Consider the following 20742-nt stretch of genomic DNA (forward strand, 5'->3'; position numbering starts at 1 on the left):
TGCATAACAATCCATTGGAAAATCTCAGGACTATCGCAGAAAAGGCGTAAAATGCAGTTTTCTCGAAACTATAGAATGCCATGTTGTCCTTATTTCTCAAAAGCTTAATGGGTGCCTTTGTTGTGGTATTAATTGCTTTGCTGTCTAAAAGTAAGGCGTTTTATATTGCAGGTTTGGTTCCATTGTTTCCGACTTTTGCGTTGATTGCTCATGTCATTGTGGCAAATGATCAGGGTGCAGCCGCATTACAAAAAACTGCACTGTTTGGACTCTGGTCTCTTATCCCCTATTTCATTTATTTATTGATGGTGTACCTGCTCGCAACACGTGTGAGTTTAACGGCATGTTTGAGTGTAGCAACGTTGAGTTGGGTGCTTGCTGCGGCTGTTTTGATTTATGCATGGCAGAGTTTTCAGTAAGCATCAAAAGCCTATATCGATGCTGATTTAGATCAATTTTTTATGGGTTCTAGATCATTTATAAAACTATAGATTTGGCTAAAATTATGATGAATTTCCAATCGTTAAATGTGTGATTTGGAATGTAAGTATTTGAATAATTAATTATAATTCTGACAGAACAGCAAATAATCATGATAAGAGCAAATAATGTTAAAACAATTTTGGGTGATCATCTGCCTCATGTTTTCAAGCCAAATCCTGTGGGCTGAAGACAGTCAAATCCTCGCGTTTGAACAGTTTATTGACCCTGCAGCCGAGCAGCGTTATAGCGTGAGCGTGCCTGCGGTCGGGCAAAATGAACAGCTATGGTCTGTGGTATATATGGTGCTACAAACCAACCAAGTTCCTGACAATACTGTTCTGGACTTTAAAGTCGTTCCCCAAGGCTTATTATTGAAAAATAATCCTGCACAAAAAATACAAGAGTATGCTTTTGATGGTGTACAGTTGGCACAGAAAAAAGACTATGTACTGTCCCAATTCTCAGATTTGAGTGAACAACTGGAAGATCAAACTGGCAAGAAAGTGCTGGATGCATCACTCTTTGATACCAGTCGTGCCCATGTATATGCCCGCGTAGAAGATTGGGTGCCTGACTATAATGCACAAGCTACTCAACTGAATATTGAACTGGGAAAACTCAATGAAATGCAAGTCAAAGGGCTTTATTTCATTTTAGGCAAAGGTGAAAAGCCCAAAGATTTATTGGCTATTGCTCAACTAGATCCGATGGTCAAATCACAATTTCATTCAGAAGAGATGCAGGAACGCAAAGCAGCACGCAGTGAGTTGCGTGAAGCACGTTTTGCGATTTTTTTGGTGATTATCGCGATGGGGATTTTTCTCGGATGGTATCGTTTTAAACGCTAATGCCTGAAATGATCGTGCATGGTCATTCTAAAAACCGAATCTAACCATATTAAAAAAGGATCTAAAAGCAATTTTAGATCCTTAATTTTTTATACAGTTTAAATCAAAGGTTTATTCTACAGGCCATGTCCGCTGTTGATACGCGCTGTCCCAGAACATCCATTCTAATTTTGCGCCGTTCGTATAAGCCGCATGCATTTTTTCACGTGTATCTGCATCGCAGCGAGCCGCCACTCGATCAATAGTTTGAATCACGTTTTGCACAGCAGTATTGAAGTCTTCACCTGAGTAGGTATCGATCCATGCTTGGTAAGGGTTATTCGGTACAGATTGGCTGACAATGGCTTTGCCGACTTCCGCATAGATCCAAAAGCAAGGCAGGAGTGAGGCAAGGACCACAGGGTAACTTTCTGACCATGCTGTTGCCGTTAGAAACGAAGTGTAATGATGACAGGCAAGGGTCAGTGGAGTATTTTCAAACTGTTCTTTGCTAATGTTGAAACCTTGCATAAAGTCATTGTGCAGACTACGTTCCACCACGATGGCAATTTTTGCCGCTTCAGAAAACTGAATCACATCGTCGGCATCAAACGCCTTGGCTGCACACACTGCAAGCGCACGACCATAGGCCAATAAATAATGGGCATCCTGAATGACATAGTGGCAAAAGGCATCGCGGCTTAAGCTGCCCTGAGCCAATTCCTGATTAAACGGTAGATGGAGAATCTGCTGATATAACGCGGTATTACGTTGCCAAACTTCTTCAGAAAAACGCATTGAACATTCCTGTCGTTAAAAATGAAAGACGGGTCTACACCATGATGCGATGTAATTGAGAGCCTTCATCTTAGAGTGTTTATTCAAAATGTAACGAATAATTTTTGGTTTCAATTCTGAAAAGCGGCATAATTGCGCCATAAACTTAGCTTCAAACTGGGTATTCCCTCATTTTGAAATCTTATTGAATGAATAGGTCGATCTATCATGATGAAACATTTTGGTTTCTCAATCGTCTTTACGATCGTGTGTCTTGCTATTTCTGCATATTGGGGTCTGAATCATGGCCCAAATGCGGGCGTGCAAGCCATGCTGACAGCACTGACCATTACTGCCATTTTAGCTGTGATGGAAGTGTCTTTGTCTTTTGACAATGCCGTCGTCAATGCATCTGTACTCCGTGGTTGGGATCATTTTTGGAAAATGATTTTCTTAACCGTCGGGATCGTGATTGCTGTCTTTGGTATGCGTTTGATTTTCCCAATTGTGATCGTGGCTGTAACTGCAGACATGGGTGCAATGGAAGTGGTTCAAATGGCGTTGAATGATCCAATTCAGTATTCAGCTAAATTGATGGCACATCATGCAGAAATTGCGGCCTTTGGTGGTGCTTTCTTATTATTGGTGTTCCTGAACTTCTTCTTAGATGAAGGGAAAGATACCCATTGGTTCCGTTGGTTAGAGCGCCGTTTGGCCAATCTTGCAAACGTTCCTGCGATGTCCGTGTTTATTGCCCTAATTGCGTTATTGGTAATGGCAGCAAACGTGGCCGAAGTCTCTCGTCTAGCGGTAGTGATGGCGGGTATCTGGGGGATCGTGGTGTATATCGGTGTCCAAGTACTGAGTCATTTATTGGGTGGTGAACCTGAAGTTGATGAAAACGGTAATGCGGTTGGACATGACGCAAATGGCGTACCGACGGGCGTGATCAAAGCAGGTTTTGGTGGTTTCCTTTACCTTGAAGTACTCGATGCCTCATTCAGTTTTGATGGTGTGATTGGTGCATTTGCGATTACCTCTGATGTCGTAATCATTATGCTCGGTCTTGCTATTGGTGCTATGTTCGTGCGTTCAATGACCATTTACTTAGTGGATAAAGGCACCTTAGATGCTTATATCTTCCTTGAACATGGTGCGCATTATGCGATTGGTGCTTTGGCCTTCATTATGTTGGCGAGTGGCACAGGTCTTCATGTCCCTGAAGTGGTAACGGGTCTAATTGGTGTGGCATTTATTGTTTGGGCTGTGATTGCCTCAATTCAATATAAAAAGCGTCAAGAAAATTTAGGCTAATTTAAATTTGCCTAAAATCTCCCAAAAAGCGCAGCGTCAGCTGCGCTTTTTATTTGTCCAATCATCAGGATATTTAAAATCAATAAAAATCCTGCTTCGCTTTAAGCTGAATGTCCTATAATCCCATTCCAAGATTAATGAATTTTTAACCAGCTATGATGAATGCTCTTGAACGACGCTCAACTTTTGCTTTGAGTAGTATTTTCGCCTTACGTATGCTGGGGCTGTTCATGATTATTCCTGTTTTCTCTGTGGCAGGTCAGCAATATGCAGGGGCAACACCGGCACTCATTGGTTTAGCGGTGGGTGTCTATGGGTTGACCCAAGCGATTTTACAGATTCCGTTTAGTTTGATTGCAGACCGTTATAGCCGTAAACCGTTGGTGGTGATCGGGCTGCTGTTGTTTGCTTTAGGCGGTGCAATTGCGGCGATGTCCGATAGCATCTACGGCGTAATTATCGGGCGTGCGATTGCCGGTGGTGGTGCTGTATCTGCCGTAGTGATGGCTTTGTTAGCCGATGTCACACGTGAAGAACAGCGTACTAAAGCCATGGCCATGATGGGGATGAGTATCGGTTTGTCCTTTGTGGTCGCGTTCAGCCTTGGGCCTTGGCTCACAGGTTTAGTCGGCATCTCGGGTTTATTTTGGGTGACCACCATCATGGGACTTGCCGCGATTGCGATGTTGCTATTGGTACCGAAAGTAACGCGTCATCATAAAAATTTTCAACAAGGTTATCTGACGCAGTTAAAGCAAGTACTGAAAATGCCTGATCTAAATCGTTTACATGTTTCAGTCTTTTCATTGCATTTACTGCTCACCGCGATGTTTATTTATGTACCGTCTCAGTTGATTGACTTTGCCAATATTCCATTACATTCACATGGTTTGGTGTATTTGCCGCTTTTGGTCGTGAGCCTGTTTTTTGCCTTTCCAAGTATTATTTTGGCGGAAAAATATCGCAAAATGCGCGGCATTTTCTTGACCGCCATTGGTGGCATTATTTTAGGATTGGGCATCTTAATTTTTGGTTTCGAATCAAAATATATTCTGCTTACTGGCTTAGGATTATTCTTTATCGCATTTAATGTGATGGAGGCATTATTACCGTCATGGTTATCGAAAGCAGCTCCAATTCAATCCAAAGCGACTGCCATGGGGGTGAACGCCAGCAGTCAGTTTCTGGGGGCATTTTTTGGTGGTATGATTGGCGGGCAACTTCTGTTGCTAAATGATACGGCAATGGGATGGGGCATCCTGACAGGGCTAGCCATTTTATGGTTGATCATTAGTTTTGGGTTGGCTCAGCCGCGTTATTTATCGTCTATGGTTTTCAGTTTGCCTGAAGATAAAGAAACGGATGAATGGACTTCTCAGCTTTTAGCAATTCGTGGTATTGAAGAAGTTGTGGTGATGTCTGACCAGCAAGTGGCTTATGTAAAAGTGGATAAGCAGCAGATGGATGAATCTGCGCGACAACATTTAACGCACTTGTTAGGGAAAGAGGTAGCCATTTAAGCATAACTCTTATAAAGTAAATAATAGAAACAAATAGGAAGAATACGTCTGATGCGTGGTGTAAATAAGGTCATTTTAGTTGGTACTTTGGGTCGTGACCCTGAAACAAAAACTTTCCCAAATGGTGGTTCTCTCACTCAGTTTTCAATTGCAACGAGTGATTCATGGACAGATAAAAATACAGGTGAACGTAAAGAGCAAACAGAATGGCACCGTATTGTGTTACATAACCGCTTAGGTGAAATTGCACAGCAATATTTGCGCAAAGGTTCTAAAGTTTATATTGAAGGTTCATTACGTACTCGTCAGTGGACAGATCAAGGCGGTCAAGAGCGTTACACGACTGAAATTCGTGGTGAACAAATGCAAATGCTTGACAATAATCGCCAACAAGGCGAACAAGGTCAAGGCGGTGATTTTGGTCAGCCTCGTTTTAATAATCAACAAGGTGGTTATAACAATAACCAAAACCAAGGTGGCTACGGTAATAGCTCAAACCAAGGCGGTTATGGCAATAACCAACCGGCTCAAGGCAATAGCTATGGCAATAACAACCCAGGTGGTTTTGCGCCAAAACAACAGCCTGCACCGACACCGGCTCCTGCAGCAGCAGATTTAGATGACGACTTACCGTTCTAATGAACCTTAAACACAGCGTTTAAAACGGTAGATCATCATCAAAAAAAGCCCTCAATCTTGAGGGTTTTTTTTCGCAGGTCTCATCTTGAAAGATCAGTTTCATTTTGAAATTGAGTCGATGACTTATTTTTTTGCAGAAACCCACATGGTAATCACGGCTTTAAAAACTGCTTCATTACGTGTGTTGTTCACCACGACATTCACCAAATAATCACTCCCTGCATTCCACGTAAAATTAACATCGACAGGCGTGGCAATGGCTGTTAAATCTGTATCGGCTTTTTTCAAATATTCCACAGTCATGCCTTTGGGAATCCAACGATGGCTGCTCGGAACGGTCACATCGGTCATGGTTCCGCCAGCCAATTCAGCCATATTACACATGGCAATCGCGTGGACAGTGCCAATATGATTCAGCACGCTGCGCTGTTTTTTTATATGTAGTTCACAGTATTGGGGCTTTAATTCATCAAAAACAGGCGAAATACTGCTGAAATACGGTGCTTTCAAACACAGCAATTTTGAAAAAGTCCATTTCCCTGCGGGTTTGTTTTGGAAGGTCTTCCATAATTTTAATGCTTGGCTCATGCTTAATTATCCGTCATTATTCAGAATATAATTCTAATACAGAATATTGTTCTGTTAATGGCGTAAATGACGTCACAGCTATTAAAAAAAGCCAACATTGTTTTAAAATGACCCGATCAAAGGGAAGGTATCGATGTCGTCAAATCAAGCATTATTGCAACGAATTTACAGTGGTCGCCGAGCGGAACTTAAACGGCAGATCTTAGGAGAAGCCCTTGCATGTTTTTTAGAGCAAGGGATTGAAACGACGACGATTGAACATGTGAGAGACCGTGCAGAGACCAGTGTTGGCGCGATTTACCATCATTTTAAAAATAAAGATGGTTTAGTGGCGGCATTGTATTTTGCGGCGTTGCAAGATCAATTTGTGAAAAGGGCAGATGCATTGACACAGGCCCAATCGCTGCAGGAAGGCATTCAAGCCATTTTGTGCTCGTATATAGACTGGGTCGAAGCCTATCCAGATTTTGCAGGATTCTTGTATGCGGCAGGGTTTAGTATGCGTAAGGAAACGCTACAAGCCGAGTTAAAAAAACATAATTTGCAATGCAATAGCGCACTACTGGATTGGTTGACCGCACAACCCGATTGGCATTTGATTGAGCATTTACCCAAAGAATTAATGATGTCATTGGTCTTAGGGGCAACGGAAAATTATTGTCGGGCATGGTTATCACATAAAGTCAAAACGCCACCATCACACTATAAACAACAGTTTACACAGGCTGCTTGGCAGACCCTCTTTATGGATATAAAGGCTTGCACCCATTGAACTTGATTGGTTTGCACGATGGAAAGGCAAAGATTGATTTAAATAACAAATCTAAAAATCCGATAGTTTTTATAAAAAAGTTCGGTTTTACCTATGGTTTGATATTTCGTATTCTAGCTTCAACAGATAAGCAATCCCTGAAATGAGTTAGAGGAATATCAAATGAGTTTAATTAATACTGAAGTAAAACCATTTAACGCTACCGCTTACCAAGACGGTCAATTTATTGAAGTTTCAGAAAAAGACTTCTATGGTAAATGGTCTGTGGTGTTTTTCTATCCTGCTGACTTTACTTTTGTATGTCCAACAGAATTAGGCGATCTTGCTGATCACTATGCTGAATTCAAAAAAATGGGCGTAGAAATTTATTCAGTATCTACTGATACACACTTCACGCATAAAGCTTGGCACGATTCTTCTGAAGAAATTAAGAAAATCGAATACCCAATGGTTGGCGATCCAACTTGGACACTTGCGAAAAACTTTGATGTTTTAATTGAAGCGGATGGTCTTGCTGACCGTGGTACTTTCGTAATTGACCCTGAAGGTAAAATCCAAATCGTTGAAATCAACGCAGGTGGTATTGGTCGTGATGCTTCTGAATTGATGCGTAAAGTAAAAGCTGCTCAATATGTACATGCACACCCAGGTGAAGTATGTCCTGCAAAATGGAAAGAAGGTGAAGCGACGCTTGCACCATCGATCGACCTAGTGGGTAAAATCTAATTTGTTGATCCAACCGTAGATTTAAAAAAGCCAGAACTCAGTTCTGGCTTTTTTGTGGTCTAGAACATTAAACTAAATAGCCATCAAGCTCCGGAGCATAGTCACGAATTCCAGCGACTAAATAGTCAATTAATCTTTCCATGACTAGGCGCTGACCTTTTCGCGAAGCATATACCAATTGTACCGTACCGACATTTGAGCACCATTCGGGGAAGAGGTGAATTAAACGACCTGCCTCAATATCTGCTTGTACCGTTAAATACGGTAAGTCTGCGATGCCTAAACCATCGAGTACCGCATAATAAGCACCGGCTAAGTCATTGCTTTTAATCCGAGGTTGTAAGGCAATTTCAATCTGCTCTTGCTGTCCCGTATGATGCAAATGCCATTGATAGCGGTTTTTCTGTGTACCCAAAACGATACTCGGAAATTCTGTCAATTCGAAAATATGCTTTAACTCGCGTCCTTGTAAAAGTTCAGGACTAATCACTAAGCAATGCACGGTTTTAATCACGTCACGTACAATAATGCTCGAGTCTTCATTTTTACTAAAATTGGTACGAATCGCTAAATCAATGTCGTCATGCAAGACATCTACACGGCGGCTAGACAGCTCAAGTTCGACCTGAACTTTGGGATGATCTTTTAAAAATTGATTTAACAAGGGGCGAATTTGATGTTCCATCATGACCGGTGGACAACTAATTTTAACCAAGCCTTCAAGTTCACTTTTTTGCTTCAGGAGCACCTGATGCGCACATTCAACTTGTTCGATTACTTTTATGCATTCTTCATACAATTCTTGGCCTAATGTCGTGACCTTAAAGTGTCGGGTAGAACGCTGAATAAGGGTGACATTATATTTGGCTTCAAGATCTAAAATGCGTCGGCTTAATTTTGATTTTGTAATATTCGATGCTTCACTTGCAGCGCTAAAACCGCCATGTTTCACCACCAAGTAAAAGTAGTAATAATCATCAAATGAATGCATGGATCACCTTATGCAGTGAAAATTATTTCAATTCAAATCATCATACGTCAATTTATACATCAGGTATAAAAAAAGCGGCTCGAAGCCGCTTTTTACTACTGAAGGATTATTTCTTTTCAGTATTTTGCGTATAGCTGTTGATTAGGTTGCGGTAGTCCGGTATATGGTTGCCGAAAAGCGCACCTAAACCTTCAATATCATTACGCCAGTCGCGGTGTAATTCACACGCGGTACCAAACCACGTCATAAGCTGCGCACCCGCTTGCGTCATACGTTGCCAAGCTGAGTCACGGGTTAAATGGTTGAATGTACCTGAAGCATCGGTCACCACAAAGACGTCAAAGTCTTCTTCTAAAGCAGACAAGGTTGGAAATGCAACACAAACCTCAGTCACTACACCGGCAATAATTAATTGCTTTTTGCCTGTTGCTTTGACGGCTTTCACAAAGTCTTCATTGTCCCAAGCATTAATTTGACCTGGGCGTGCAATATAAGGTGCGTCAGGGAACATCTCTTTGAGTTCTGGAACCAATGGACCGTTTGGACCTTGTTCAAAACTGGTGGTGAGAATCGTTGGAAGATTAAAATATTTTGCGGCTGCAGCCAGTGCGAGCACATTATTTTTAAATTTATCTGGATCAATGTCGCGAACCAATGAAAGTAGACCTGTTTGATGGTCAACTAAAAGTACCGCGGCATTATCTTTGTCTAAACGAACGTAAGGTTTGCCCCATTTTATTGTCCTCTTTCCTGTTTGCAACTACGCAGGATCAGATGAAATCTGCGTGTTAACTAGATTTAGAATAGTTGTAAAAATGAGACAATGAAATGGGTTTAAATGAGAAGCTCAATCATAAAATTGGGATAATTCATCGTTGTATATGTCTTAAACCTTAGAATTTCGAAATTAATGCTTGGTTTTGAGTGAGGTGCAGATTTTATGTCTGAGTATTGTTCTAATTTTGAGATATAGAATGCTATCTGGAAGATGGTCAGTAAGTATTTCAAAGCTTAAAATAAGCGCTATGTTCATCCTATCGTATGAATATAGGAGCTAAGAAATGAAAAAAGTAATTGGTGTTTATCGTAATCAGTAAATGCACTGGGTGGGCGATGGTTTTCCAGTCAAAAGCTTATTTTCCTATGATCGTCTAGGTCAGGCGATTAGCCCATTTTTGCTTTTGGATTATGCGGCACCTTATCAGTTCGATCCCACCACTGCACGGCATGGTGTAGGTTCACATCCACATCGTGGTTTTGAAACGGTGACTATCGCCTACAGCGGTGAAGTGACTCATAAGGACTCAAGTGGTGGTGGCGGCACAATTCAAACAGGCGATGTGCAATGGATGACCGCAGGGTCGGGTCTGGTGCATGAAGAATTTCATTCGCCTGAATTTGCTCAAGCAGGTGGTCTTTTTGAAATGGTTCAATTGTGGGTGAATTTACCGGCAAAAGACAAAATGACCCAGCCTCGTTATCAAGCGATCACACGCCAAGATATTCCTCGCATAGACATGGATGAAGGTGCAGGGCATATTCGGGTGATTGCTGGTGAAATGGGTGGTCACCTTGGGCCTGCACAAACCTTTAGTCCAGTGAATGTCTGGGATGGTGAATTGAAAGCTCAATATGAAACCACCTTACATGTACCTGAAGGGCATAACACCATTTTGGTGGTCTTGAAGGGTGAGGTTGTGGTGAATGAAAGCCATAAAGTTCAAGACAGTTCGATGGTCATGTTTGCCAAAGATGATATCGCCATTCAGCTACAAGCGTTGCAGGACACACAATTTCTGTTACTTAGCGGTGAGCCACTAAATGAGCCGATTCAAGGTTATGGCCCATTTGTGATGAATAGCAAAGCTGAAATTATTCAAGCCTTTGATGATTTCAATAACGGAAAATTTGGTGAAATTGCGCTAGCGCATGAGGCTTAAGTGAAATTCATGCCGTTGAAATAGCCGAAAAAAAAGCCTCTGAACAGTCAGAGGCTTTTTTATTGAGCGCTGTAGTATTTATAGTTGTCATGATTTAAATATCATTTTACTTTTTATAAATTGTGATGAATTTATCACTTTCTTATGTGGCGCATCTTAGCGAGACTTGGCTTTAAAGTAAACCGAAAGTTATAAAAATGGTTAATTTAATTGTTTGGTTTTATAGGGTAATTAAAATTTTAAAGAAAAATATGTTTAAAAAACAAAGCTTAAATTGTGTGCTTTTTGACTGTAAATATTTGTAAATTTAACTTAAAAACGGCTGTACTGAAATCCATACAAAAAGTGCGAATCTGGTATTTTTTAATAGCTATTTTTAACTTCTGATCAGTCATACTTTTAAACTGTGTTTTATAGATGGAAAAGAAAATTGGAAATTGCAGTCATCGGTAGTGGCATGGCTGGGCTGGCTACCGCAAGAATTCTTAAAGACGCAGGGCATAACATTACAATTTTCGAAGCTCTGCCGGGTCGTGGTATGGATAGCCACAGCACTGAGTTTGAAGGCGGCTTGATCGATGCCCCTTTGCGTGTGATGAATCCACACCTCTGGAAAAATACCTTAAGTTTGGCGACCCATTTAGGGATTAAAACCTTCCCAGTCCGTACCTATATGGCATGCAGTTGGCTATTTGAAGATCGTACAGAAACGTGGTTGACCACCAGTCGTAGCCGTATTGGTAATTTCCCAATTATTAATAATCGTAAAGGCTTACAACAATATGGCTGGCGTTTAGTCAAAGGAATGTTGCAACTCAAAGCCGCGATCACTCGATTTTTTAAATCAAAAAATCAGGATATTACGCTTGCTGAATTCATTAATAAAAATGAAATTGAAGAAGTATTTTGGCATGGTGCAGTCATGCCTGTGTTGTATACCATTTGCACTTGTAACCCGAAAACGATTGGCGAATGGCCTGCGAAACCGCTGTTGATTTTCTTGCGTCAATTGACCAATGGTGATGCCTTGTTGCGTATCCAAGGTGGTACACCTGCGTTGGTTGATAAACTGATTGAAGGTTTAAATATTCAAAGTGGTACGGCAATTACCAAAGTGCTCGAGCAAGACGATAAAGTCTTGGTGGAAACTGAGGCCGGTGCACATCATCTATTCGATCGCGTGGTTGTTGCGACACCAACCACCAAAACGGAAGAATTTTTAGATTCTACTCAGTTTGCTGACGATATTGAGCTCTTAAAGAAATTTAAATTTGAGCAAGGTCAGTTGGTGATCCACACTGATCAAACGGTGATGCCGCCGAAGCGCAAAGATTGGTCTGTACTAAGTTATATGATGGATCGTAAATTTACTCGTCAGCAATTTACCGTGTGGCTTAACTCAATCGAGCCGAGCTTGGTGGGTAAAACTCCAGTGTTCCAAACTTGGCAGCCAGTGACACCGATTGATCCTAAAAAAGTGATCTCTTCGGTCAGTTTGACACGCGCAGTGGTGGATTCACATACGGTGGCGCTGAATAAAGAGTTACAGCAACGACATTTATCCCCTGAGCGTAAAGTCTTCTTTTGTGGCTCATGGTCTTGCGATGGTCTGCCGATTTTAGAGTCTGCGGTAACGTCTGCTATGCATATTGCAGAAATTTTTGGTGCGCCATTGCCGTTTGTGGGTTTAAAACCTAAAGTGGAGGTTGCCCCTCAACTCGGTTACTAACATGAAATGGCTTCAAGCAATTCGTCAGTACGTCCCTAGCCATAAATATGCGATTAACAGTCGACTACTCGGAGATGATGCGGAGCTTGCTTGGAGCAATTTGGGCTATTGGAATGATGCAAAATCATCCTATCCTGCAGCCTGTCAAAAACTCGCTTTCCATCTTGCCGAATCCATTCAATTAAAATCTACAGATCGTGTTTTAGACCTTGGTTGTGGGCAGGGCGCGAGCTTGGTTTTTTGGATGGAACATTTTCAAATTCAAAACTTATCCGCAGTCGAATTGCAAACCGAATGTGTGGAAAAAATCCAAAAAAATTTAAATTCAAAAATCAAAATACAACAAGATTCATTTTTGAATTTAAAAAATATTTATCCACAAAACTGTATGGATGCCGTACTGTGTATTGATGCTGCGTATCATAGTGATTTGAATTTATTGCTTTTATCAGTTGTTAATGTTTTGAATTCAAAGGGACGCTTTGCTTTTCACTATTTGATGTTGTCCGATGCGTTTTTGAATTTAAATTCAGTGCAACGATTGAAATATCAAAGTCTGTTGAAAGCAGCAGATGTGAATTTGAAAAATTTAAATTCAAAGCAAAATTTACAACACCAAGTGCAACAGGCAGGTTTCGAAAATATCCAGATTGAAGATATCAGCGAATTCGTATTTCAGGGTTTTGCCGATTATATTCAAGAACAAAAAAGTCAGATGAGCCTGAGTCATGTGGATCAATTCAAAATCAAGATGACGGCAAAATTGTGTGAGAAGTTGTATCGAGACGGGCTGATTCGTTATGTGCAGATTAGCGCGAGGAAGCCATAAAAAAGAGGCTTTAAAAACATCAAAGCCTCACTAAAAAGGGAGGCTAAGAAATGGTGCCGGCACACGGATTCGAACTGTGGACCTACTGATTACAAGTCAGTTGCTCTACCAACTGAGCTATGCCGGCGTTGTGGAATGCATTCTACAGATTTTTTGAAGTGGTGCAAGTTAAAAAAACAGCAAATCGAATGTAATTTATACGTTTGATTTATTCAGCATTCGACCGATGTTTGGCTCTAAAAACCAGAGAAATAAAAATAGGTAATGTTTCGCCCACAAGATGTGGGCGAAAAAATAGGATGGGTGAGCGTTGAGTGCTATTTCATTCTTAAAATTTGGTCTAGATCCTGTGCGCATTCTTCAAGTGTATATGCCATCTCCAGTTGCATTTGGGGGCGGAGTTCATTGGCGAGCTTTCGCCATTCGTCAATCAGACGCTGTGCTTTTTGAATTTTATGTTTATTGATGTCTTTGGCAAGGGTTGGGGTATAGCCACCACGTTTGGCGTTCTTGATCTGCTTAACATAATTCTGGCTGTTATTCATGTTCTCTCCCGAATAGCAGTGATATATGAAATGTGTTTTTTAAGTTTTTCGTTGATCAAGTTAAAAGTACCGCAATCGCGTTTCAGTTCTATGATGTTTAAATTAATGAATAATTTTTTGAATAGTACCTATATTGAGAGGATGATTTATTTTTAGCATAGGCTTAAGTAATTGTCTTTAGAATATAAAATTTGTATTTGTAAATATACGTGTACTTATTGCTGCCAATAAAAAATCCATAAGTCGTGCATTAGGAAAAAAACGTGTGATTGAAATCCGTCAATCAGGACTTAAATACTGTGAAGTTATTGAGCTAAACAAATAGAAGATCAATTAGGGGGATATTTAATATTGAGAACAATAAAATTAAAAAAGGCCTAAATTTTATCAATTTAGACCTTCATTCTGCTTGGCATTGCAGTTTATTCTGGCGGTGAAAGAGGAAGTCTGAATTTAGTTATAAGTTACTGAAAATAATAATTATAAAAATGCATAAAATTAAATATACCGACAAATATACCGACAAGTGAAAAAAGAAAAAATATCAGATCACGTATCGTTAATTTGATTCCTTAATAATCGATATACGAAATCATATATATTGAATAAGGTTGATAGCAGAAAAAGATATAAGCGGCTGAGCACTGAATTTGATCCTTTATCTCTACTGTAAAGCTCATACCTTTTTACAAATCCTAATCGAAATCTAGGCTAATTCGGAGTTAACCAAGCATTCAAAGGTCCTACATGCTTCTTAACACCATGAGCATAAGAAGACTGATGGTAGGGAGCTCCTTGATAAAGAATATAATCACAAGTCTTCTCGAGTTCTTTGTAAACCGCATTGTCCGTAGCACAGCTATATAAAAGTGCTATACCTATATTTTTACTATCTTTTGAAGCTTGTACGGTTATGTATTCGCCTGATTTGATAGGTTGGCCAAAAAAATGACATTGCCACCCATTATCTCTGAGTTTTTTTACTATTTCATCGTTCATCTTAGTTGAGAGAATTGCTGCGCGACCTAACCAGCCATCATCAGAGGCAGTAGGGTTAAAAGGTAGGCAATGATCAATTTGTAATTGCTGCAAGATATGGTTTTTAATGGCCTGGGTATTTAAGCAAGCAAAGACATCATTACGAAAAGACTCTGATCTTCTATCTAAAGTTGGTGGGAAAATTGAAACCTTAGATTGTTTCATTGCAAAACATTCAATAAATGCTAATGCTTGAATTAGCCCCATGGCTCGAAAAAAATTAGAGGGATTTTGCCAAATTTCTGATTTAGCATGTGCAAAAAAGTGCCGGTTAAAACCAGAAGTATTTTGATAGTTATCAGTGTTTTCATAAAAACTATTTTTAAGCCAGTTTCCAATCAACATAATAATTCTAATACGTTCATTCATTACCTTTAGAACATCATCTTGGACATACTCTTCAGGAATCCAATCTACACCTAATATATGATCATGCTTTATATTGTCTATAGCACGTTTTATGCATCGATCAACTTTAGTTTTTAAATCAAGATTCTCAACGGAGTCCTCAATAATAGTATTTAAAATATCTTCAATTATTGGAATTAAAGATGCTATAGAAGTCACTTTCATTCCGCTATAAAAAGCTAAAATTGATTCTTTAATTAATGGTACATGTTTTGATATCGCTATTGAATCAGAGAAAGTTTGTACAGTTATTGGAATAATATTAGAGAAGTTATATACAGTTGGGAAAAACTCCTTAAAGCGGTTTTGGAGCTCTTCTCTAGACAAAATATCTTGATAACCAATTTTCAAATTGGTTATTTTGAACCCTTCATTTATTTGCTCACGAGTCATAAATACAGGTAGAAACCAGTCAACTTGAGTCCAGAAATTCTCTTCTTTTTGGAGTGGTAAAATATTATTTTGATAAATTTTAATTTCAGATAATTTATAACGTGGCATTAAGACGGTGACATTCTCTAAAGTTGTAAGCTTAATTGCAGGAATAGTTTGATTAAAACCAAACTTAGTTTCTTCTATTTCTAATATTTCAATTCCTTGATCCATACAGTCAGAATGGATTTCTTCAAGAGTAATTGTTTGCATCTTATTTTGGTTGTTAAATTTAAACCAAATTCCTTTAATTTTATTTAATGATTCTTTAGGCATGATTTTTACTCTGATCTTAGAATTATGATCTCCAATCCTAAATTGGAGGTTGGACGGGATCTGAATGAACTACACTTTTAGTGCAGTTAAAAGGTGTGCTCTTGAGTGTATATCTGAACAAAATATCTTTAAACAGGAACTCTTATTTATAGAAAGACCATCAGTGCTTAAAAAAAAGCCTACTTCATGAATATGGCGTTTTTTATGCTTTTTGAATCAAAGATAAACTTTTATGCTTTCCGCATAAAAATACACTTTTGAATGAATAATGATCTACTACACCACAACGAAAACTGATTGTCTTTTAAGCTTAATGCAGTGCATTTCTAACGGCAGTGCAAAGTTTTGGTTCTCTGATTCTGTTAGTTTTTCAAAGTTCCATACTGTCATTCCAAAGTTGATCTTGGAGTATGGTCTCAATCTGGATGAATCTTTACGCAAGCGAAAATCAGATTATGGGGAACCAGTGTGGAGTTTAGTTATCAATTATGATCCGGCAAGGAATGATGTATTCCAGTTCTGGTTATTTACCACAGGCTATAGAGAAGCACGAAGAAGTAAGCTGACGCTAAAAGAAATACTCGCTAAAAATTCCAGCATGGTACAAAAGCAAAAGCTCAACAGTATTTTAACTGTCAAAAAAGAGAAGCTGCTACGCTATGGAGATTATGTACTTGGACAATACATAGAGTTCAGTGATCTTAAGCCTCAATTTTCTAAAACTTACTATCACCCAGAACAGTTTGGAGTTATATTTAATACCAAGACGATCCGAACAAAGACAATTGATAGTAATAAGAATTCAATTTACCGAATTTTTAAACCGTTCGACAATTTTGAATTAAATCGTCTGGCCGGCATTAATAAAAATTTTGGTTTCGCTTTTCTCGAAAATAAACATACTCGCTGGAATAAAACCTCCGTAAGTCAGTTTTTATTAAATCAGTTTGGAATTAAGTTTGATGCTAATACCGGTTATAACGACCGATTAAAAGAACTGACTAGGGTATTACGTGGAGTTCGTAAAAAGCACTTGGAGTTTTTCCAGCGTCATTCTCAGAAGAAAGTCCGCTACACCTGGTATTTATCAAAAGATTTTATGCAGTCGGCTGAAAGGGAGTTAGATAAGAAGATTGATTTAATCTCTACAGGTAAGGCAGATCGATTAAAAGAAGCTACATATCGACTAAGTGCACATGGTAATTTCCATGGTACCCGGCACCAAATTGGAAAGTTACAGGCCAAGACCAGATCAAAATTAAATAGTAAGGATCCAAACCATAAGAAACTAAATCAAATGTATTTCCCTCAAAACCTTCACTATGTACGGTTTACTGCTAAAAAGGCTCAGAATATGAAAGAGTTTGAATTGGCATGCCAGAATGCAGACAAGATTTATATAAATAAAAAGAGTCGGTCGAGAACTAAAGCTACTCACTAATCTATTTCAATCTCTAATAATCTTTGGAAATTGAAATCTACCCAATATTGGGATCATTCCGAAAACGGTAATATTCCCAATATTGGGATTTTGAACGATCCCGTTTTTGGGATTTTGAATGTACCCGTTTTTGGGATGCAGAACCTATCAATGAATCAACCATAGAATCTATCACTCTCTGAGAGCTATCTAGATCTATTTCTTGCCAGTGAATTATCTTGATGATAGGTACAGGTAAAACACAATTTATGAATGGATTTGATTTCTAGCCCAAAGATTGATTATGGATATAGTCAAATTTCTTACTGGTTTAAGCACAGTGAGCTTTTCTTTAGAAAAACAACTAAAGGTACATTAAAAATTATTTCACGCTTAGAACGCAAATCTGAGCGATATGTGGAAGCTCAAAATTATGCAAATGATATACAAGCTGCCAGCTAAAAAAAGATTCAGTTTTAGTGAAATTAGTGGAGTAAAAGAGGTGTTTTGCACTCTCCCTCGCGCGCGCGCGCGTTTTGTTGGAAATACACCCATTTTTTAAGTGCTCAAATTGCTTATTAATGGGATCAAACGCATAGGGGGGGATATGGGTATTTTTGTTGAACTTAATAATTTTGAAGCATCAAAAAGATTAATTTTTTTAAAAACAGAAATCTGGTACGGCGCACCAAATTATTTGGAGATGATTAGGGAGTTGAAAGAGCATTATGAAATGACGAATGAAAAAATTGCTTTTTTGCTTCCAGTTTCAGGTCCATCAACGGTAAATGATTGGGAGTTTGGCAGCACGCCAAATTATGAAGCAGGCGAAGCATTTATTGATTTGTGGAAAGCTTTTACTGAAAAAACCGATCAGGACATCCCTCGAATTAATCACTGGAGAATATGATTGATGACTAAGCAGCCAGCGTATAGACCTTTAGATTGTGATGATATGGAGCGATCGATTCAGCTCTGCAATGGAATTGAATATTTAATTGACGAATTCCAAAGAGCAATTAATGGTAAAGAGCCCAACCAGTTATATGAATCTAGCTATCAAATGCAATTACTGAAGATTGCTGATAATTTGGAGGAGTTGATTTATCGGCTAACTTATTTGGCGGATAAAAATAATAAGGAATTCTATTTTCAACATTTGTTTTCAATCCTTAAAAGTTTAACTACTGCACCAAATGTATTAATTATCACGGCGTATTACTTAGATCCTAAGAATGAGTATAAGCGCATAGTCAATCGGAATACCTTCAACTTTGAAATAGAGCAAATTGTTAAAAAAATTCAGTTTATAAAACCTGTTTTGCAATCACTTTCTGTTGGGCGAAAGTCCGGCGTTAGAAGCATTGCACACTATGTTTAGCAATCTTTGATCGTACGGGAAAGGAGTAATTTGTGCTCCTTTTTTCATTCTAAATATACCCATTTTTTGAGGATTAGCTCTGCTCTACATTAAATCTATTCAATAGATTTGCGGAACAACGATAATGCGTATACCTGTATCTCAAGGCCGTGCAACATCACAGCCAACTTTACAGCAACACACCCCAATGACTGGGCTGTCTTCAATTGGTCAAGCTATCGGTAATGTTGTTGATGCGCGTAAAGAAGAACAAGATAAAAAAGAGAAGGCTGATTTTGCATTACAGTCATCTAAGATTGGTGCAGATATTAGTGTTGTAGATAATGATTTACTCACAAAAATGCAGAGCGGGGAGTTGACCTACGATAATGCTGTAAAGCAAAGACAGGATAGCCTTGAGTCAATTAAGACACAGTATAAGACTACTGTACCTAAGCAGTTTGAGCAAAATTTTAATAACTATTTTGAACAGCATTCTTATCAAAGTGCCTCAAAATATTTACCAGTCGCGCAAAAATCAGAACAACAACAAGCGATTGTTCAACTTAAGGACATGAAAGAAAACTATTTAAAAAACCCGAATACATCTGAAAATGAGGTTTGGAATGGCCTGACTTTGTATGCACAGTCCAAAGGCTTACCGGTGGCTCATGTTCAGGATACTTTCAACGAATATAAAAATAATCGCGCTGGTAATGATGTAACGACTTTTTATTTAGGGAATAAGTCCGACAATGAAAAGCTGACTGAACTATCAACTCCTGAAGCTGTAATAAAAAAACATCCTAATTTGACTCAGGAACAAGCTGTCTATTGGAGTGGTCGTGCACTCACTCAGATGGATCAGAATAACCGTGCAAATGCTTTGCAGCAGAAGCAGTTAGAAGATGATGCCAAAGATGCTGTTAATGAGATGAAGGCAGACATTGAAACTGGATTAATTCCAAGTGAGGCAGTGATCAAGTCTCGTTTGGCACGTGTGCGGGGAACTCAAAAAGAGCCTGAATTTGTTCAGCTCAGTGGTGCTTTGGTGGAAGTCCAACAATTCATGCGTCTAGGTTCAGATGAACGCGAAGCATATCTCAGCAAAAAGCGCTCAGAAGCACAAAATACAGCGCAGGATAATGCTAAAGATGTGAGTTGGAAGTTAGGTCTTCTGTCTAAAACGCACGAGAATATGCTCGGCTATGAGAAAAATAATTCAACTTTGGCGTATTCGATTAAAACCGGTCAGGATCTGACAGTTGTACCTACTAATGCAATTTTAAGTGGCAACCCTAATGCTATTTCAGCCATATCTAAAAATATTAAATCTATTCATGCAAACAATGTTCTAAATGGGACAGTGGGTTCATTAATTCCATTTTCTACCCAACAACAAGCTGAATTAAAGCAGTTTTGGGAAAAAGCTAAACCAGGTGACAAACTGAGTTTATTGACCACGCTTTCTAAATCTAGCGCAGGCAATGCTAATGCATCACGTGACATGATTAAAAGTATTGCTGGAGATAGTGGTTCATATCGCTTATCTGCATCATTAGGTCGCCGAGGGTTAAATGATATTGCTGGGCAAATTGTTACTGGCCAAGATTTGCTGGATAAGAACTTAGTCAAAGTTGATGACAATTCGCTAAGAGCTGAAACTGCAAGTTATTTATCCGGCGTAACCACACCAGGTAAACCAGATTTTGAAATCTATTTCGAATCAGTGAAGGCGAATTATGCATATTTGCTTCAGAAGTCAGGGCAAGTAGCTGACTCTAAAGGAAGCATTTTAAATAAGTCTATTGATGAGGATTTATTTAAAAAAGCAGTCATAAATGTGACGGGTGGGAAATTCACAACTGGTGGTTTCTTTGGGTCCAAGTCAGTTGTATTAAGACCTCACACTGTAGGTGAAAAGTCATTTCGTGAACAATTAGAGAGTTTTAACTCCAGAAATTCTAGAGCTTATGGCGGCTCTGATAAAGACTTCTTTTTGGATTTACCTCTGGAGCAGGATCCAAGTAATCCGTACAAATATTATTTTAAGAATGGTACCAAATACGTCATGGACGTAAACGATAAACAGCGCAAAACACGCTTAACTTTTACGGTTCGATGAGGT

At 39.1% G+C, this 20742-nt stretch carries 21 protein-coding genes and 1 tRNA gene; 15 read left to right on the forward strand and 7 right to left on the reverse strand.

The genetic code is table 11. The features are described from left to right. Positions 1-80: 80 nt before the first annotated feature. Both FTU64_RS05150 and FTU64_RS05155 read left to right on the forward strand, forming a co-directional pair. Positions 81-419, forward strand: a complete 339-nt coding sequence (locus tag FTU64_RS05150) for a GlpM family protein (RefSeq protein WP_111884495.1) — start codon at positions 81-83, stop codon at positions 417-419. 189 nt (positions 420-608) lie between these two features. Next, positions 609-1331: a hypothetical protein gene (locus tag FTU64_RS05155; protein WP_180059336.1), complete on the forward strand. Its 723-nt coding sequence runs from the start codon at positions 609-611 to the stop codon at positions 1329-1331. 111 nt (positions 1332-1442) lie between these two features. On the opposite strand, the gene tenA is transcribed toward FTU64_RS05155, so the two are convergent. Continuing rightward, a complete protein-coding gene (gene tenA, locus FTU64_RS05160) occupies positions 1443-2108 on the reverse strand; it encodes a thiaminase II (protein WP_078193179.1) in 666 nt (221 codons plus the stop codon). A 207-nt stretch (positions 2109-2315) separates the two neighbouring features. On the opposite strand from tenA, the gene FTU64_RS05165 reads away from it, so the two are divergent. The 3 genes from FTU64_RS05165 to ssb all read left to right on the forward strand — a co-directional run bounded on the left by FTU64_RS05165 (position 2316) and on the right by ssb (position 5560). Further along, positions 2316-3401: a DUF475 domain-containing protein gene (locus FTU64_RS05165; RefSeq protein WP_180059337.1), complete on the forward strand. Its 1086-nt coding sequence runs from the start codon at positions 2316-2318 to the stop codon at positions 3399-3401. Between the two features lie 155 nt (positions 3402-3556). Then, entirely contained in the window at positions 3557-4921 is a 1365-nt protein-coding gene (locus FTU64_RS05170) for an MFS transporter (protein WP_111884498.1), read from the forward strand. Positions 4922-4972: 51 nt separating this feature from the next. Next, positions 4973-5560: a single-stranded DNA-binding protein gene (gene ssb / locus FTU64_RS05175; protein WP_078193176.1), complete on the forward strand. Its 588-nt coding sequence runs from the start codon at positions 4973-4975 to the stop codon at positions 5558-5560. A 123-nt stretch (positions 5561-5683) separates the two neighbouring features. Here ssb and FTU64_RS05180 read toward each other — a convergent pair whose 3' ends face one another. Further along, positions 5684-6148, reverse strand: coding sequence for a hotdog fold domain-containing protein (locus FTU64_RS05180; RefSeq protein ID WP_180050626.1), 465 nt, complete (start codon positions 6146-6148; stop codon positions 5684-5686). A gap of 133 nt (positions 6149-6281) precedes the next feature. Between FTU64_RS05180 and FTU64_RS05185 the strand changes: the two genes are divergently transcribed. Next, positions 6282-6920, forward strand: coding sequence for a TetR/AcrR family transcriptional regulator (locus tag FTU64_RS05185; protein WP_180059338.1), 639 nt, complete (start codon positions 6282-6284; stop codon positions 6918-6920). A 162-nt stretch (positions 6921-7082) separates the two neighbouring features. After that, the gene (gene ahpC, locus FTU64_RS05190; protein WP_078190520.1) at positions 7083-7646 is read left to right on the forward strand and encodes an alkyl hydroperoxide reductase subunit C; all 564 of its coding nucleotides are present in this window, start codon (positions 7083-7085) and stop codon (positions 7644-7646) included. Positions 7647-7713: 67 nt separating this feature from the next. Here ahpC and FTU64_RS05195 read toward each other — a convergent pair whose 3' ends face one another. Continuing rightward, the gene (locus FTU64_RS05195) at positions 7714-8637 is read right to left on the reverse strand and encodes a LysR substrate-binding domain-containing protein (RefSeq protein ID WP_180025914.1); all 924 of its coding nucleotides are present in this window, start codon (positions 8635-8637) and stop codon (positions 7714-7716) included. 106 nt (positions 8638-8743) lie between these two features. Continuing rightward, entirely contained in the window at positions 8744-9376 is a 633-nt protein-coding gene (gene ycaC, locus FTU64_RS05200) for an isochorismate family cysteine hydrolase YcaC (RefSeq protein ID WP_180025950.1), read from the reverse strand. 358 nt (positions 9377-9734) lie between these two features. Here ycaC and FTU64_RS05205 point away from each other — a divergent pair, with 358 nt between their 5' ends. The 3 genes from FTU64_RS05205 (at position 9735) to FTU64_RS05215 (ending at position 13135) form a co-directional block, all read left to right on the forward strand. Then, entirely contained in the window at positions 9735-10577 is an 843-nt protein-coding gene (locus FTU64_RS05205; protein WP_257222197.1) for a pirin family protein, read from the forward strand. A 430-nt stretch (positions 10578-11007) separates the two neighbouring features. Then, a complete protein-coding gene (locus tag FTU64_RS05210; RefSeq protein ID WP_180002759.1) occupies positions 11008-12306 on the forward strand; it encodes an FAD-dependent oxidoreductase in 1299 nt (432 codons plus the stop codon). 1 nt (position 12307) lies between these two features. Next, complete coding sequence (locus tag FTU64_RS05215; RefSeq protein ID WP_180002761.1) at positions 12308-13135, forward strand: cyclopropane-fatty-acyl-phospholipid synthase family protein; 828 nt, start codon at positions 12308-12310, stop codon at positions 13133-13135. Between the two features lie 51 nt (positions 13136-13186). On the opposite strand, the gene FTU64_RS05220 is transcribed toward FTU64_RS05215, so the two are convergent. The 3 genes from FTU64_RS05220 to FTU64_RS05230 form a co-directional block, all read right to left on the reverse strand. Further along, positions 13187-13262, reverse strand: a tRNA-Thr gene (locus tag FTU64_RS05220). Positions 13263-13452: 190 nt separating this feature from the next. Further along, positions 13453-13680, reverse strand: coding sequence for a hypothetical protein (locus FTU64_RS05225; RefSeq protein WP_078190515.1), 228 nt, complete (start codon positions 13678-13680; stop codon positions 13453-13455). A gap of 711 nt (positions 13681-14391) precedes the next feature. Beyond that, a complete protein-coding gene (locus tag FTU64_RS05230) occupies positions 14392-15834 on the reverse strand; it encodes a hypothetical protein (RefSeq protein ID WP_180059339.1) in 1443 nt (480 codons plus the stop codon). Between the two features lie 313 nt (positions 15835-16147). Here FTU64_RS05230 and FTU64_RS05235 point away from each other — a divergent pair, with 313 nt between their 5' ends. From FTU64_RS05235 to FTU64_RS05255, 5 genes are all read left to right on the forward strand, one after another. After that, positions 16148-17275 carry a hypothetical protein gene (locus FTU64_RS05235; RefSeq protein WP_180059367.1) on the forward strand — a complete coding sequence of 376 codons (1128 nt, stop codon included), beginning with the start codon at positions 16148-16150 and terminating at the stop codon, positions 17273-17275. Positions 17276-17527: 252 nt separating this feature from the next. Next, entirely contained in the window at positions 17528-17716 is a 189-nt protein-coding gene (locus FTU64_RS05240; protein WP_000364294.1) for a hypothetical protein, read from the forward strand. 145 nt (positions 17717-17861) lie between these two features. Continuing rightward, positions 17862-18164, forward strand: a complete 303-nt coding sequence (locus FTU64_RS05245) for a hypothetical protein (protein WP_180059340.1) — start codon at positions 17862-17864, stop codon at positions 18162-18164. A gap of 3 nt (positions 18165-18167) precedes the next feature. Then, complete coding sequence (locus tag FTU64_RS05250; RefSeq protein WP_180059341.1) at positions 18168-18635, forward strand: hypothetical protein; 468 nt, start codon at positions 18168-18170, stop codon at positions 18633-18635. A 124-nt stretch (positions 18636-18759) separates the two neighbouring features. Continuing rightward, a complete protein-coding gene (locus FTU64_RS05255) occupies positions 18760-20739 on the forward strand; it encodes a hypothetical protein (RefSeq protein WP_180059342.1) in 1980 nt (659 codons plus the stop codon). Positions 20740-20742: the final 3 nt, after the last annotated feature.

It is taken from the genome of Acinetobacter sp. YH12128, from assembly GCF_013418655.1.
Classification (GTDB): Bacteria; Pseudomonadota; Gammaproteobacteria; order Pseudomonadales; family Moraxellaceae; genus Acinetobacter; species Acinetobacter amyesii.

Bases quoted from the DNA above. Each gene is read 5' to 3' on its own strand.
- FTU64_RS05150 (WP_111884495.1), top strand. From the start codon at position 81: ATGTTGTCCTTATTTCTCAAAAGCTTAATGGGTGCCTTTGTTGTGGTA.
- FTU64_RS05250 (WP_180059341.1), top strand. From the start codon at position 18,168: ATGACTAAGCAGCCAGCGTATAGACCTTTAGATTGTGATGATATGGAG.
- FTU64_RS05165 (WP_180059337.1), top strand. From the start codon at position 2,316: ATGATGAAACATTTTGGTTTCTCAATCGTCTTTACGATCGTGTGTCTT.
- FTU64_RS05215 (WP_180002761.1), top strand. From the start codon at position 12,308: ATGAAATGGCTTCAAGCAATTCGTCAGTACGTCCCTAGCCATAAATAT.
- FTU64_RS05170 (WP_111884498.1), top strand. From the start codon at position 3,557: ATGATGAATGCTCTTGAACGACGCTCAACTTTTGCTTTGAGTAGTATT.
- FTU64_RS05235 (WP_180059367.1), top strand. From the start codon at position 16,148: ATGCAGTGCATTTCTAACGGCAGTGCAAAGTTTTGGTTCTCTGATTCT.
- ahpC (WP_078190520.1), top strand. From the start codon at position 7,083: ATGAGTTTAATTAATACTGAAGTAAAACCATTTAACGCTACCGCTTAC.
- FTU64_RS05255 (WP_180059342.1), top strand. From the start codon at position 18,760: ATGCGTATACCTGTATCTCAAGGCCGTGCAACATCACAGCCAACTTTA.
- FTU64_RS05180 (WP_180050626.1), bottom strand. From the start codon at position 6,148: ATGAGCCAAGCATTAAAATTATGGAAGACCTTCCAAAACAAACCCGCA.
- ssb (WP_078193176.1), top strand. From the start codon at position 4,973: ATGCGTGGTGTAAATAAGGTCATTTTAGTTGGTACTTTGGGTCGTGAC.
- FTU64_RS05245 (WP_180059340.1), top strand. From the start codon at position 17,862: ATGGGTATTTTTGTTGAACTTAATAATTTTGAAGCATCAAAAAGATTA.
- FTU64_RS05195 (WP_180025914.1), bottom strand. From the start codon at position 8,637: ATGCATTCATTTGATGATTATTACTACTTTTACTTGGTGGTGAAACAT.
- FTU64_RS05155 (WP_180059336.1), top strand. From the start codon at position 609: ATGTTAAAACAATTTTGGGTGATCATCTGCCTCATGTTTTCAAGCCAA.
- FTU64_RS05205 (WP_257222197.1), top strand. From the start codon at position 9,735: ATGCACTGGGTGGGCGATGGTTTTCCAGTCAAAAGCTTATTTTCCTAT.
- tenA (WP_078193179.1), bottom strand. From the start codon at position 2,108: ATGCGTTTTTCTGAAGAAGTTTGGCAACGTAATACCGCGTTATATCAG.
- FTU64_RS05240 (WP_000364294.1), top strand. From the start codon at position 17,528: ATGGATTTGATTTCTAGCCCAAAGATTGATTATGGATATAGTCAAATT.
- FTU64_RS05185 (WP_180059338.1), top strand. From the start codon at position 6,282: ATGTCGTCAAATCAAGCATTATTGCAACGAATTTACAGTGGTCGCCGA.
- FTU64_RS05225 (WP_078190515.1), bottom strand. From the start codon at position 13,680: ATGAATAACAGCCAGAATTATGTTAAGCAGATCAAGAACGCCAAACGT.
- FTU64_RS05230 (WP_180059339.1), bottom strand. From the start codon at position 15,834: ATGCCTAAAGAATCATTAAATAAAATTAAAGGAATTTGGTTTAAATTT.